The organism is Actinacidiphila cocklensis (assembly GCF_907177275.1).
Lineage (GTDB): Bacteria > Actinomycetota > Actinomycetes > Streptomycetales > Streptomycetaceae > Actinacidiphila > Actinacidiphila cocklensis.
Window position 1 is genome coordinate 128258 of record NZ_CAJSLV010000013.1, and the last position, 12868, is coordinate 141125.

11 protein-coding genes are annotated in these 12868 nt (G+C 73.6%); 7 read left to right on the forward strand and 4 right to left on the reverse strand.

Features of this window, described 5'->3' with window-relative positions; translation table 11 throughout:
• Nucleotides 1–7: 7 nt before the first annotated feature.
• The gene (locus tag NFU81_RS03370) at nucleotides 8–2395 is read right to left on the reverse strand and encodes a phosphoketolase family protein (protein WP_251484793.1); all 2388 of its coding nucleotides are present in this window, start codon (nucleotides 2393–2395) and stop codon (nucleotides 8–10) included.
• 222 nt (nucleotides 2396–2617) lie between these two features.
• On the opposite strand from NFU81_RS03370, the gene NFU81_RS03375 reads away from it, so the two are divergent.
• A complete protein-coding gene (locus NFU81_RS03375; RefSeq protein ID WP_251484794.1) occupies nucleotides 2618–3160 on the forward strand; it encodes a signal peptidase II in 543 nt (180 codons plus the stop codon).
• 192 nt (nucleotides 3161–3352) lie between these two features.
• Here NFU81_RS03375 and NFU81_RS03380 read toward each other — a convergent pair whose 3' ends face one another.
• A complete protein-coding gene (locus NFU81_RS03380; protein ID WP_251484795.1) occupies nucleotides 3353–3799 on the reverse strand; it encodes a MarR family winged helix-turn-helix transcriptional regulator in 447 nt (148 codons plus the stop codon).
• A gap of 359 nt (nucleotides 3800–4158) precedes the next feature.
• Nucleotides 4159–4791 (reverse strand): TetR/AcrR family transcriptional regulator, encoded by a 633-nt coding sequence (locus NFU81_RS03385; RefSeq protein ID WP_251484796.1) that lies wholly within the window; start codon nucleotides 4789–4791, stop codon nucleotides 4159–4161.
• A 235-nt stretch (nucleotides 4792–5026) separates the two neighbouring features.
• Here NFU81_RS03385 and NFU81_RS03390 point away from each other — a divergent pair, with 235 nt between their 5' ends.
• The 6 genes from NFU81_RS03390 (at nucleotide 5027) to NFU81_RS03415 (ending at nucleotide 11981) form a co-directional block, all read left to right on the forward strand.
• Nucleotides 5027–6283 carry a cation:proton antiporter domain-containing protein gene (locus tag NFU81_RS03390; RefSeq protein ID WP_251484798.1) on the forward strand — a complete coding sequence of 419 codons (1257 nt, stop codon included), beginning with the start codon at nucleotides 5027–5029 and terminating at the stop codon, nucleotides 6281–6283.
• A 130-nt stretch (nucleotides 6284–6413) separates the two neighbouring features.
• Nucleotides 6414–6854, forward strand: coding sequence for a VOC family protein (locus tag NFU81_RS03395; RefSeq protein ID WP_251484800.1), 441 nt, complete (start codon nucleotides 6414–6416; stop codon nucleotides 6852–6854).
• Between the two features lie 199 nt (nucleotides 6855–7053).
• A complete protein-coding gene (locus NFU81_RS03400; protein ID WP_251484801.1) occupies nucleotides 7054–9351 on the forward strand; it encodes a rhamnogalacturonan lyase family protein in 2298 nt (765 codons plus the stop codon).
• Between the two features lie 92 nt (nucleotides 9352–9443).
• A complete protein-coding gene (locus NFU81_RS03405; RefSeq protein ID WP_251484803.1) occupies nucleotides 9444–10277 on the forward strand; it encodes a DUF4184 family protein in 834 nt (277 codons plus the stop codon).
• Complete coding sequence (locus tag NFU81_RS03410) at nucleotides 10274–11002, forward strand: sulfite exporter TauE/SafE family protein (protein ID WP_274038082.1); 729 nt, start codon at nucleotides 10274–10276, stop codon at nucleotides 11000–11002. The genes NFU81_RS03405 and NFU81_RS03410 overlap by 4 nt, the downstream gene beginning before the upstream one ends.
• 208 nt (nucleotides 11003–11210) lie before the next feature.
• Nucleotides 11211–11981 carry a L,D-transpeptidase family protein gene (locus tag NFU81_RS03415; RefSeq protein WP_251484805.1) on the forward strand — a complete coding sequence of 257 codons (771 nt, stop codon included), beginning with the start codon at nucleotides 11211–11213 and terminating at the stop codon, nucleotides 11979–11981.
• Here NFU81_RS03415 and NFU81_RS03420 read toward each other — a convergent pair.
• Nucleotides 11967–12833 carry an NAD(P)H-binding protein gene (locus NFU81_RS03420; RefSeq protein WP_251484807.1) on the reverse strand — a complete coding sequence of 289 codons (867 nt, stop codon included), beginning with the start codon at nucleotides 12831–12833 and terminating at the stop codon, nucleotides 11967–11969. The genes NFU81_RS03415 and NFU81_RS03420 overlap by 15 nt on opposite strands.
• Nucleotides 12834–12868 lie beyond the last annotated feature (35 nt).

Genomic DNA, 12868 nt, shown 5'->3' on the forward strand with positions numbered 1-12868 from the left:
GCGCGGCTCAGTCCTGCCAGCTCCAGTCGGCCACCTCCGGCAGGTCGGTGCCGTGCTCGCGGATCCAGTCGTGGTGGCGCAGCCGCACCTCCTCCATCCGCTGGCGTACCGCGGCCGCGGTGACCGGCAGGCCGGGGACGCGGTCGATGACGTCCATGACCAGGCGGTAGCGGTCCAGGTCGTTGCGCAGCACCATGTCGAAGGGCGTCGTCGTGGTGCCGATCTCCTTGTAGCCGCGCACATGGAACTGGGTGTGGCCGGTACGGCGGTAGGCCAGCCGGTGGATGAGCCAGGGATAGCCGTGGTACGCGAGGATCACCGGCTTGTCGGGGGTGAACAGCGCGTCGAACTCCGCGTCGGTCATGCCGTGCGGGTGCTCCTCGTGCGGCATGAGGCGGGCCAGGTCGACGATGTTGACGACCCGGACGCCCAGTTGCGGGAGGTGGCGGCGCAGCAGCTGGGCCGCCGCCAGCACTTCGAGGGTGGGGACGTCGCCCGCGCAGGCCAGCACGACGTCCGGGCCGCGCCGGACGTCCTCGGTGCCGGCCCACTCCCACAGCCCCGCGCCGCGGGCGCAGTGCGCGCGGGCGGCGTCCATGGGCAGCCAGTCGAAGCTGGGCTGCTTGCCCGCGACGACGACGTTCACGTAGTCCCTCGACGCCAGGACGTGGTCGGCGACCGACAGCAGGGTGTTGGTGTCCGGCGGCAGGTAGACGCGGACCACTTCTGGCGCCTTGTTCAGCACGTGGTCGATGAACCCGGGGTCCTGGTGGGAGAAGCCGTTGTGGTCCTGCCGCCACACGTGGGAGGTCAGCAGGTAGTTGAGGGACGCCAGGGGGCGGCGCCAGGGCAGCGCCCGCGTGGTGCGCAGCCACTTGATGTGCTGGTTGACCATGGAGTCGACGATGTGGACGAAGGCCTCGTAGCAGGAGAACAGGCCGTGCCTGCCGGTGAGCAGGTAGCCCTCCAGCCAGCCCTGGCAGGTGTGCTCCGACAGGATCTCCATGACCCGCCCGTGCCGGTCCAGGTCCTCGTCCACGTCGAGCACGTCGGCCTGCCAGGCCTTGCCGGTGGCGCCGTAGACGTCCTGCAGCCGGTTGGACGCGGTCTCGTCCGGGCCGACCAGCCGGAAGTCGCGGCGGCCCGCGCTGTCGGCCATGACCCGCTCCAGCATCGCGCCCAGCACCCTGGTCGGCTCGTGGAGGGTGGCGCCCGGGGTGTCGACGGGCACCGCGAACTCTTCGAGCGGCGGCAGCGGCAGCTCGCGCAGCAGCAGGCCGCCGTTGGTGTGCGGGTTGGCGCCCAGCCTGCGCGCGCCGGCCGGGACGCACTCCAGGACCTGCGGGCGGGGGCGGCCGTCGTGGTCGAACAGCTCGGCGGGCCGGTAGGAGTGCAGCCACTCCTCCAGCCGGCGCAGATGGTCCGGGTTGTCGCGCACCGCGGCGAGCGGCACCTGGTGCGACCGCCAGGTGCCCGCGACCGGCAGCCCGTCGACCTCGGCGGGGCCGGTCCAGCCCTTGGGGGTGCGCAGCACGATCACCGGCCAGCGCGGCCGGTCGGTGGCGCCGTGCTCCCGGGCGGCGCTCTGGAAGGCGGCGATACGGTCCAGCGCCGTGTCCATGGCCGCGGCCATCGCCTGGTGGACGGCCATCTCCTCGTCGCCGGTGACGTGGATCGGGTCGTGGCCGTAGCCGCGCAGCAGTTCGTCCAGCTCCTGCCGGGGGAGGCGGGCCAGCACCGCGGGGTTGGCGATCTTGTACCCGTTCAGGTGCAGGATCGGCAGGACGGCGCCGTCGTGCACCGGGTCGAGGAACTTGTTGGAGTGCCAGGAGGCGGCCAGCGGGCCGGTCTCCGCCTCGCCGTCGCCGATCACGCAGGCCACGACCAGGCCCGGGTTGTCGAAGGCGGCACCGTAGGCGTGGGAGAGCGAGTAGCCCAGCTCGCCGCCCTCGTGGATCGAGCCGGGCGTCTCCGGCGCGACGTGCGAGGGGACGCCGCCGGGGAAGGAGAACTGCCGGAAGAGCCTCGCCATCCCGGCCGCGTCCCTGGTGACCTCGGGGTAGGTCTCGGTGTAGCTGCCCTCGATCCAGGAGTTCGCCAGGACTGCGGGGCCGCCGTGGCCCGGGCCCCAGACGCAGATCGCGTCGAGGTCGCGGGCCTTGACCACGCGGTTGAGGTGGGTGTGCACCAGGTTCAGCCCGGGCGAGGTGCCCCAGTGCCCCAGCAGTCGCGGCTTGATGTGCTCGGGTCGCAGCGGCTCGGCCAGAAGGGGGTTGCCCATCAGGTAGATCTGCCCGACCGCGAGGTAGTTCGAGGCCCGCCAGTGGGCGTCGAGCGCCCGCAGTTCGTCCTCGGGCAGGGCCTCGGGCGGGCGGGTGGTGGACGCGTCGGGCATCGGGACCTCCAGGCGGGGACGGTGTCGTCCGCACGAGCCTTCCCGTCCGCCGCGCTCGGCAGCAGGGCCGTTCGGGGCAATGTCGCGGGACGTGCTGCCCTGAGGGGACCCGAAGGGGCCGAGCCGTGCCGCCCTGAGGGGGACCCCGGGGGCCGGGCGTACGCTCGACGAGGGACGGCGGTCACGCCGCCGTACGGTCATGTGAACGCAGGAGGGCTGCCGATGCCGGTGCCGATTCGGGGCGGGGGAGTGGCGCAGCGGGTGCTGTGGATCACAGCGGCGGCGGGGCTCGCGCTCGACCAGGTGACCAAGGCGGTCGCGGCGGTGGTCGTCGAGGGCCACCCGCCGAGCCACGTGCTCGGCGGGCACGTCACCTTCACCGCCTACCGCAACTCGGGCGCGGCCGGTTCGTTCGCGCCGCGCGCGACGCTGGTCTTCACGGTGCTGGCGATCGGCGTGCTCGCCTTCATCGCCCGCACCGCGCCGACGGTCAGGACCAGGGGCTGGGCGCTCGGCCTCGGCCTGATCTTCGCCGGAGCCGGCGGCAACCTCGCGGACCGCATCTTCCGCACGCCGGGCTTCGGCCGTGGCGCGGTGCTGGACTTCATCCAGGTCGGGCACGGGGGGATCTTCAACCTGAGCGACCAGTGCGTCATGGCCGGCGTGGTGACGGTGATGGTCCAGCTCCTGCGGGGCGTTCCCCTGGGCTCGGCGCAGCCCCCGCCCGATGCCGCGCCGGCCACCTGCGGTGGCCCGCGGCTCTGAGCGGCCGGGCGCGCAGGCGCGGCACCGGGCGTGTCGGCCGGGGTGCGCGCCGCACCGGGCGGGTCCGGGGGTGGTCGCCGCGCGGGCGTGGGGGTTCCCGCGGCGGACGGCACGGGTCGTGCGTGTCGTGGGCGTGTCAGGGCGCGGTGGCGACGCGCCCGGCAGCGGGCGCGGACCGGGCAGGCGGGCGGGTCACCCGTCGGCCGCGGCGTCCGCCGTCATCGCCTGCAGCAGCGCGGGCAGGCCGACGGCCAGCGCCTGCTGCTCCTCCTGGGTGAGTGCCGCGAGCCAGCGTTCGTGGCGCTGCTTCATCGCCTCGGCTATCTGATCGGACGCGAGCTGCCCCGGGCCGGTCAGCACCACCTTCTGGAAGCGGCGGTTGTCCGGGCAGCGGGCGCGCTCGACCCAGCCCTTCTCGGTCATGCCTGCCACCAGCCGGCTGACGGTGCTCTTCTCCAGCCCGAGATACGAGCCGAGCTCGTGCTGAACGCAGGGGCCGGCGGCCAGATAGCCCAGTGCCAGCGACTCGGAGAGTGACGCACCGAGCCCCGGTACGAGCCGGGACGGGTCGAGCGCACCACGCCGTCTGAACAAGCCGTCCATCGCCAATTCCAGCACGTCGTGCGGTCCGGCGGGCATTACCACCTCCGTGGGCCGCTTCCAGGCGGCCCTGATTGCTACGCTGCCGTCGGGCAGTTGTTATGTACAACTAAAGCGTCTTGCTCATGGTATCGGACCGGCGTCGGGCGGCGTGCGCGGCGGGGTCGTGGTCGTCCTGGTCTGCGAAGTCCGGGGGGAGGTGTCTTCACGGTACATCCCTGGTCGCGGCGACCCGCGCGGTGCGTCGTCGAGGGCCTCGGCCGGGAACTGCACCGACCTCGGAGCCCGCGACGTCGGTGTAGTTGTCTACTCAATCACCGATGTGCCCGTAAGTGACCAGGCCCGGGGGAATTTCGTCAACTCACCGGCTGGAAAACGCCCGTGGAGCGGACGATGCGTCAGCTGCGGTCCGTACCAATGGTGTCTGGGGCGCCGGCGGTGAGCAGCGACAGGATCGTGGTGCTGACCAGTTCGCCGGCGGTATCGGCATCGGTCCGCCCCGAGCCCACCTGCTCCGCGGCCAGGTGCATCAGCGTGTAGACGGTGGCGACCAGCCAGTCCAGCGGCAGGTCGTCGCGGAAGGCGCCCTCGTCCCGGCCGCGGGCCAGCAGCCGCTCGATCCGGTCGAGCACCAGCTCCGCGTATCCGCGCAGCCGGTCAGGCGGCAGGTTCGCCGACGCCACCAGGTAGAGGTTGCGGTGCCGTTCGAGCACCTGCCAGGACGAGCCGAGCAGCCGGGCGAGCACCTCCCGCGGCGGCCCCTCGTCGAGCGGCAGCTCCGTCAGCGCCCGGTCGGTCTGCGCGAAGGCCCGCTGCAGCGCGGCGTCCACCAGCGCCTCGCGGGTCGGGAAGTGCGAGTAGAGGGTGACCCGGCTGACCCCCGCGGCCCGCGCGATCGCCGACATGTTGAACTCCCGGTCGGCGGGCACGCACTCCAGAGCGGCGTCCAGGATCGCGGCGATGCTCCGCTCGGCGTCCGATCGGCGGCGCCTCCCGGCGTCGCCGCGCCGGATCGGCGAGTGATCGTCCATGCCTGTGAGGATATCCGGACGGGCGGCGACCGCGGAGCGCCCGGCGGCCGCCCGGGGACGGCCCGCGGAGGGAAGCGTGGAGCCGTAGGCCTGACGCTCATAGTGGGCGTATAGGCGCTCTGTAGCCGGTCCCGGCAGAATCGGCGGACGCCGAGTGGGGTGCCTGGTGGGACCGGTCCACGACCGCCGGCGTGCGGCGACGTCAGATGTTGTGCGGACAACGGGAGGGCACGCCATGTCGAGCCATCAAGTGCAGTTGCTGTTCGTCGACCTCGCGCTCATCGTGATCGTGGCGCGCTTACTGGGCCGGGTGGCGGCACGCTACGGGCAGCCCGCGGTGATCGGTGAGATCCTCGGCGGGATCCTGCTCGGTCCCACGGTTCTCGGCGGCGCGGTCGACACGCTCTTTCCCGCGGGTGTGCGTCCGGTGCTGACCGGCCTGGCCGACGTCGGGGTGGCGCTGTTCATGTTCACCGTCGGCCTGGAGATCGAGACCCGGCACCTGCGCGGCCGGGGCCGGCTGACCGCGGGCACCGCGCTCGGCTCGATGCTCGTGCCGTTCTCGCTGGGCGTCGCCATGGCCTTCTACCTGCTGCGCAACCACCCGACCGACCGGCACGGGGCCTTCATCGTCTTCGTCGGCCTGTCGGTGTCGGTGACGGCCTTTCCGGTACTCGCCAGGATCCTCACCGACCGCGGCCTGTCCCGCACCGCGCTGGGCGGCATCGCGCTGGCGACGGCCGCCGTGGTCGACGTGCTGGCCTGGACCGGGCTCGCCGGGGTCCAGGCCGCCGCCGCGGGCGGCGGCGACCACTGGCGGCTCTTCCTCGCCGCTCCCTACCTGCTGGCCGTCGTCCTCGTCGTACGCCCGCTGCTGCGCCGGCTGGTCGGCGACGGCACCCCGGCCCGGCCGCAGAGCCCGAGCGCGGTGCTCGTGGTGCTGGTCGGCATCCTGCTGTCGGCCGCGGCGACCGAGGCGATGGGCCTGCACTTCATCTTCGGCGCCTTCATCTTCGGACTGGCCACCCCCAAGGGCGTCGCCGTCCAGGCCTTCCACACCGAGATCACCGAGCACGTCGGGCGGATCTCCGGGCTGCTGCTGCCGGTCTACTTCATGGTGGCGGGACTCGGCGTGGACCTGCGGCACTTCGGCGCGACCCAGGCCGGCGAGATGGGCGTCATCCTGCTGGTCGCGGTGGCCGGGAAGTTCGGCGGCACCTACGTCGCCGCGCGGCTGCTGCGGCTTCCCGGCCGCCCGGCCTGCGCACTTGCAGCGCTGATGAACACCCGCGGCCTGACCGAACTGGTGATCCTCGGCGTGGGCCGGCAACTGGGCCTGCTGGACGGCCCGTTGTACTCGCTGATGGTCGTGATGGCGGTCGTCACCACGATGATGACCGGCCCGCTGCTGAACCGGATCTACCACCGCCCGGTCGAGGTGCCCGAGGCGCGCGTCGTCCGGCGGCGGGAGGAGGAGAAGGCGGCGTCGTAGCGCCTGCCGGCGCAGGGCCTGCCCCCGCGGGGCCGAAAGGCATGGCCGAGGATGTCGAGAACGGCACGGCGGCGCCGTCCCAGGGGTGGATGCCCCCACGATGGCGCCATCTCGGCAAGGGAGACCCGGTATGACGATCCAGCGGTTGGACAACGTCCTCATCGTTGTCGACGACCTCGACGCGGCCATTGCCTTCTTCGTCGAACTCGGCATGGAGCTGGAGGGCAAGGGGCCGGTCGAGGGGCGCTGGGTCGAGCGGGTCATCGGGCTCGACGGCGTCCGGCAGGACGTCGCCATGCTCCGGGTCCCCGGCGGCCCCGGCCGCGTCGAGCTGGCGAGGTTCCACGCGCCGAAGGCGATCAGTCCCGAGCCCAGGGACGCGCCGGTGAACACCCTGGGCATCCGCCGCGTCATGTTCGCCGTCGACGACATCGACGACACCGTCGCCCGGCTGCGCACCCACGGCGCCGAGCTGGTCGGCGAGGTGGAGCGGTACGGGGACGTCTACCGGCTCTGCTACGTCCGCGGCCCCGAGGGCATCGTCGTCGGACTGGCCGAGCAACTCGGCTGAGCGCGCAGGGCGCTCGGGCGCACCCGAGGTGGGGCCGCCCGCGGCAGGGTGGCCCCACCCGAGGCGCCCGAAAATTCTCGGGAGAACCGTTGACGCGAGTGTGGGAGCGCTCCCATTATGCCTGGGAACGCTCTTTGGAACGTTCCAAGCGTTCCGTTCCCTTCACGGTTTCCTTCTTCCCCCCACACCTGGAGGATCCATGACCACCCGTCGGAAACGTGCGCGCCGCCGCGCCTGGGCGGCGTCGGCGGTCGGCGCGCTCATCGCGGCCGGCACCACCTGGGCGGTGCAGGCCGCACCTGCCGCCGCGGCACCCGCCGCGGCCGGCTGCAGCGTCGCCTACACCATCACCAACTCCTGGCAGGGCGGCTTCGGAGCCGACGTCGAGATCACCAACCTCGGTGACGCGGTGTCGTCCTGGAGCCTGAAGTGGACCTTCGGGTCCGGGCAGACGGTGACGTCGGCGTGGAACGCCGACGTCACGCTCAACAGCAGCCAGGTCACGGCGACCAGCCTCACCTACAACGGCGCGATACCGACCGGAGGTTCGACCTCCTTCGGCTTCAACGGGGCCGTGTCCGGCTCCGGTACGGCCACTGTCCCGGCGTCCTTCACGCTCAACGGCGTGGCCTGCACCGGCGCCACGACCACCACTCCGCCGACCACACCCGTCACCACGCCGCCCACCACCCCGGTGACCACGCCGCCGACCACCCCGCCGACCACCACCCCGCCGCAGGCCGGCCAGGGCCGCCAGGTCGAGAAGCTCGACCGCGGGGTGATCTCGGTGCGCAGCGGCAGCGGCAACCTGGTGTCGTGGCGCTGGCTGGGCACCGACCCGGACAACGTCGCCTTCAACGTCTACCGCGGCGGCACCAAGGTCAACTCCTCGCCGCTGACCGGCGCGACGGACTACCTGGACTCGGGCGCCGCGGCCGACGCGTCCTACACGGTGCGGGCCGTGGTCAACGGCACCGAGCAGGCCGCCTCGCCCGCGTCGCTGTCCTTCGCGAACGGCTACCACGACGTCCCGATCACGCCCCCGGCCGGCGGCACCACCCCCGACGGCGTCGCCTACACCTACGAGGCGAACGACGCCTCGATCGGCGACCTCAACGGCGACGGCCGGCTCGACCTCGTACTGAAGTGGTATCCCACCAACTCCAAGGACAACTCCCAGTCCGGCTACACCGGAGACACCATCCTGGACGGCATCACCCTGGACGGCACCCGGCTGTGGCGCATCGACCTGGGCCGCAACATCCGCTCGGGCGCGCACTACACGCAGTTCCAGGTCTACGACTACGACGGCGACGGCAAGGCCGAGGTCGTCACGAAGACCGCGGACGGCACGACCGACGGCACCGGCAAGGTGATCGGCAGCTCCAGCGCCGACTACCGCAACTCCTCCGGCTACGTCCTGTCGGGCCCGGAGTACCTGAGCGTCTTCAACGGGCAGACCGGCGCCGCGATGCAGACGGTCGACTACGACCCGCCGCGCGGCACCGTCTCCTCCTGGGGCGACTCCTACGGCAACCGGGTGGACCGCTTCCTGGCCGGAACCGCCTACCTCGACGGCCAGCGGCCCTCGATCATCATGGCCCGCGGCTACTACACCCGGACCGTGATCGCCGCCTGGGACTGGCGCAACGGCCGGCTCACCGAGCGCTGGCGCTTCGACAGCAACGACTCGGGCAACAGCGCCTACGCCGGCCAGGGCGACCACCAGCTCGCCACCGCCGACCTCGACGGCGACGGCAAGGACGAGATCGAGTACGGCGCCATGGCCGTCGACGACAACGGCGCCCGGCTGTGGAACACCGGCCAGGGCCACGGCGACGCGCTGCACGTCGGCGACCTCGACCCCGCGCACCCCGGCCAGGAGGTCTTCAAGGTCGACGAGGACACCTCCAAGCTCGCCGCCTGGTTCGCCGACGCCAAGACCGGCAAGATCCTCTGGTCCAACCCCAGTTGCGGCTGCGACAACGGCCGCGGGGTCTCCGACGACGTCTACGCGGGCAGCCCGGGCGCCGAGTCCTGGTCGTCGGGCGTCAGCGGCCTGTACAGCGTGGGCGGCCAGAACATCGGCCGCAAGCCCGGCTCGGCGAACTTCCTGGCCTGGTGGGACGGCGACCCGGTACGCGAACTGCTGGACGGCACCCACATCGACAAGTACGGCACCAGCTCCGACGCCCGGCTGCTGACCGCCTCGGGCGTGCACTCCAACAACGGCACCAAGGCGACCCCGACCCTGTCCGGCGACCTGTTCGGCGACTGGCGCGAGGAGGTCATCTGGCCCACCAGCGACAACCGGGCGCTGCGGATCTACGCCACCCCCGACCCGACCGACCTGCGGATCACCACCCTGCTGCACGACACGCAGTACCGCACCGCGATCGCCTGGCAGAACACCGCCTACAACCAGCCGCCGCACCCCAGCTTCTTCCTCGGCGACGGCATGCCCACCGCACCCCGCCCCACCGTCTACACTCCCTGACCCGGACGGCGGACCGCGCGCGACGACGGCGGGCGGGGGGACACGCTGCCCCCCGCCCGCTCGTCGCGCACCGCCCCGGGGAAGATGGCGGGATGCCGTTCACACTCAGTCATCCCGCCGCCGTGCTGCCGATGCTGCGCGACGGCCGGCCCCGCGGACCGCTGGTGGCCTCGGCTCTGGTCGCCGGGTCGCTGGCGCCCGACATCCCGTACTTCACCGACTCGCTGGTGCACGGCACCTTCGGCTTCGGGGTGTTCACCCACAGCCCGCTCGGCGTGCCCACCGCCGACGTGGCGATCGCCGCGGTGCTCGCCGCCGGCTGGCACTGGCTGCTGCGCGAGCCGCTGGTCGCGCTGCTGCCCGACCGGTGGGCGGACGCCGCCGACGCCATGACCGCGCCGACCGGGCGGACCCGCGGGCTCGCGGGCGCCGGCCGCTTCGCCCTGTCCGCGGCCGCCGGCGCGGCGACGCATGTGGCCTGGGACGCCTTCACCCACGGCGGCCGGGCCGGCGTGCGGCTGCTGCCGGTGCTGGACCGTACGGTGCTGGGCCGGCCCCTCTACTACGACCTCCAGTTCGGGTCGTCCGTCCTGGGCCTCGGCGTCGTCGGCTGGTACGTGGCGCGCACCCTGCGCGCCGCTCCCGCGGACGCGACCGCGCCGCGCGCGGCCTCCGTGCCCGTACGGCGGCGGCCGCGGCTCTCGGCCCGTACCAGGATCGCCGCGACCGCCCTGGTCGGCGCGGCGGCGCTGGCCGGGGCCGCGGCACGGCTGGCCCGCTGGGACGACGGCCCGCTGCGCAGCGCCGGGGTCCTCGACCTCGTGCCGACCGTCGCCTTCGGCGGCGGCGCGGGCGCCGCGGTCGGCCTGGCCTGCTACGCGGCCGTGGCTCGTACCGCGCTGGGGCGCCGGGGGACCGCGGCGTGAACGGCTGGGCGGACGCGCTGGCGCTGGCCGGGATAGTGCTGGCCGGCTCGACGGTGCAGCGGATGTCGGGCATGGGCTTCGCGCTCGTTGCGGTGCCCGCGCTGGTGCTGCTGATCGGCCCCACGCACGGCGTCGCGCTGGCCAACTGCGCGTCGGGCGTGATCAGTGCGGTGGGCCTGATCGACACCTGGCGCCAGGTGCGGCTGGCCGCGATGGCGCCGCTGGTCGTCGCGGCGGCCTGCACGGTGCCCGCCGGCACCTGGGCGCTGCGCCACGTTCCCGAGCCCGACCTGCTCACCGGAATGGGCCTGCTGGTCACCGTGTCCGTCGCGGTGATCGCCAGCGGCGTGCGGGTGCCGGCGCTGCGCGGCCGCGGGGGAGCGGTCACCGCCGGCGCGGCCAGCGGCTTCATGAACGCCTCCGCAGGGGTCGGCGGCCCGGCCGTGTCGCTCTACGCGGTCAACGCAGAGTGGACGGTCGCGGAGTTCGTGCCCAACGCGCAGTTCTACGGCGTCGTGGTCAACGCCCTGTCGCTGGGCGCCAAGGGCGTACCGCACCTCTCGACGCCGGTGTGGGCGCTGGCCGGCGCGGGCATGGCCGTCGGCACCCTCGCGGGCCGGGTGCTCGCCGCCCGGGTGCCGGAGCGCTGGGCGCGGCTGACCATCCTGCTGCTCGCGCTGACGGGTGGCCTGACCACCCTGGTCAAGGGCATAGGGGAGTGGTGACGCGGGGCCGCCGTCGCGGCGGCCCCGCCTGCACGGCCGCCGGCTGAGCGAGGCAACCTTCCGGCGGTGCCAGGTGGTTGCAGAGGTATGGGCACTGACATACGCACCGGCCGCGCCCCGCGCGAGCCTTTCCCGTGCGGCATCGGTCCGCCGCCGCAGGCGTGACTCCCCGCCTCCGCACCCTCCTTGCACCGAAGGGCTCCACCCCATGCCTTCCCCCTCCCCTCGCGCCCTGCTGACCGGGCTGGGCGCGGCGGCGATCGCCGTCCTCGCCGGCTGCGGCACACCTGTCGGCACGGCCGCGCAGGACCGGGCCGCGCCCGTCGTCGCCGACGACCTGCCGCCGGGCAGTGCCACGACGACCGCGCCGGCGCCGACCCCCGCCCCGCCCCGGCAGCTGGCAGGGGTCGGCCCGCGGACGCTGGCCCGAATACCGCAGCAGACCCGGCAGGTCGTGCTGGTGACGGGGCGGTCGCGCGACTCGTCCGACGCCACGGTCGTCCTCTACCGGCGGACCGCGGACGGCGGCTGGAAGCCGGGCGCCGCCTGGCCCGCGCACAACGCCAAGGACGGCTGGACCACCGACCACCACGCGGGCGATCTGCGGTCCCCGATCGGGGTGTTCACCCTCTCGGACGCCGGCGGCCTGCGCTCCGACCCGGGCACGAGACTCCCGTACCACCACTCCGGCGGCTTCGACATCGGCGGCCGCGGCTTCCGCGGGGAGCCGCTCGCCGGGTCCTTCGACTACGTCGTCGCGATCGACTACAACCGCGCGACCGGCGTGACCCCGCTGGACTGGACCCGCCCGATGGGTGCGTCGCGGGGCGGCGGCATCTGGCTGCACGTCGACCACGGCGGCCCCACCCACGGCTGCGTCAGCGTGTCCGAGTCGCACATGAAGCAGCTGCTCGCCGCCCTCGACCCGGCCCTGCACCCGGTCGTCGTCATGGGTGACGCGGCCTCACTGGCCGGCTGAGCCGGACCGGAAGGCGCCGGCATGGCGGGCGCACCAGTCCGCGAACGTCGCCGGCCTGCGGCCCAGCAGCCGCTCCACGGTGTCGGTGCGGAAGCCCTCGGTGTCGGCCCGCAGCATGGCGAAGCCCTCGACGAGGGCTTCGGCCAGCGCGGGCGGCGCACCGTCGGGGAAGCGGGCCGCCACCGCCTCCCGCGCGGTCCGCGCGGGGCGTACGGTGATCGGCCGGCCGGCGGCGGCGGCGATGACCGCCACCTGCTCGGCCACCGTGAAGGCCTCGGCGCCGGTGAGCGCGTACTGCTCGCCCCGGTGCCCCTCGCCGGTGAGGGCGAGCACGGCGACCGCCGCGATGTCGGCGGGGTCGATCGGCGCGATACGGCCAGGCCCGACCGGGTCGAGGACGTAGCCGTCCTCGCGGATGGTGGGGAGCCAGTCCAGCGCGTTGGTCATGAAGCCGCCGGGCCGCAGCACGGTGGCCGGGATGCCGGAGCCGCGGACGATCTGCTCGCGCTCGTGGTGCCAGCGGCCCATCGCGGGCATCGGGTCGCCCAGCACGTTGGTCGAGGACAGGTGCACGACGTGCCGTACGCCGGCGGTGCGCGCGGCCTCGACGGCGTGGGCGGTGGTGTCGGTGCCGATGCCGGGTGTGAGCAGGAACAGCCGGTCGGCGCCGGCGAAGGCGGCGGTCAGCGTGGCGGGCACGGTCAGGTCGCCGGTGACGCGTTCGGCGCTCGCGGGCAGCGCGGCTGCGCGGGCCGGGTCGCGCACCAGCACGCGGAAGGCGGCGCCTGCGGCGTCGAGTTGCCTGACCAGCTCCCGGCCGACGTTTCCGGTGCCGCCGGTGACGAGTATCATCGGGTTCTCCTCGGGTCGTTTGCCGTCTAATGATC

Coding starts and splice junctions, on each gene's coding strand:
- NFU81_RS03390 (WP_251484798.1), top strand. CDS start 5,027: ATGTCGAGCCATCAAGTGCAGTTGCTGTTCGTCGACCTCGCGCTCATC.
- NFU81_RS03385 (WP_251484796.1), bottom strand. CDS start 4,791: ATGGACGATCACTCGCCGATCCGGCGCGGCGACGCCGGGAGGCGCCGC.
- NFU81_RS03395 (WP_251484800.1), top strand. CDS start 6,414: ATGACGATCCAGCGGTTGGACAACGTCCTCATCGTTGTCGACGACCTC.
- NFU81_RS03375 (WP_251484794.1), top strand. CDS start 2,618: ATGCCGGTGCCGATTCGGGGCGGGGGAGTGGCGCAGCGGGTGCTGTGG.
- NFU81_RS03405 (WP_251484803.1), top strand. CDS start 9,444: ATGCCGTTCACACTCAGTCATCCCGCCGCCGTGCTGCCGATGCTGCGC.
- NFU81_RS03380 (WP_251484795.1), bottom strand. CDS start 3,799: ATGCCCGCCGGACCGCACGACGTGCTGGAATTGGCGATGGACGGCTTG.
- NFU81_RS03420 (WP_251484807.1), bottom strand. CDS start 12,833: ATGATACTCGTCACCGGCGGCACCGGAAACGTCGGCCGGGAGCTGGTC.
- NFU81_RS03400 (WP_251484801.1), top strand. CDS start 7,054: ATGACCACCCGTCGGAAACGTGCGCGCCGCCGCGCCTGGGCGGCGTCG.
- NFU81_RS03415 (WP_251484805.1), top strand. CDS start 11,211: ATGCCTTCCCCCTCCCCTCGCGCCCTGCTGACCGGGCTGGGCGCGGCG.
- NFU81_RS03370 (WP_251484793.1), bottom strand. CDS start 2,395: ATGCCCGACGCGTCCACCACCCGCCCGCCCGAGGCCCTGCCCGAGGAC.